The following is a 213-nucleotide window of genomic DNA, read 5'->3' on the forward strand; positions in this document are numbered from 1 at the left end:
CGGTGGTGGAGACGATCGCCACCCCGGCCGGCTTGTAGTCGCTGCCGTAGTAGGTGCGGGCGGTGATGCCCAGGCCCGCCCGGCCGGAGTTGGTGACCTTGCCGTTCTTGATCAGCTGGTCGGCGATGCTGGTGATGGTGGCGCTCGGGATGGCGAAGCCGATGCCGGGCGCGGCGCTGCCGTTGGTCTCCTGGTCCACCGCGGCCAGCGTGT

The 213-nt window shown here is 70.4% G+C and carries 1 pseudogene; it reads right to left on the reverse strand.

What is annotated here, in order from left to right:
- A pseudogene (locus C7C46_RS33185) lies at positions 1-213 on the reverse strand (signal protein PDZ); the annotation flags it as partial.

Source organism: Streptomyces tateyamensis (assembly GCF_003205575.1).
GTDB classification, from domain to species: domain Bacteria; phylum Actinomycetota; class Actinomycetes; order Streptomycetales; family Streptomycetaceae; genus Kitasatospora; species Kitasatospora tateyamensis.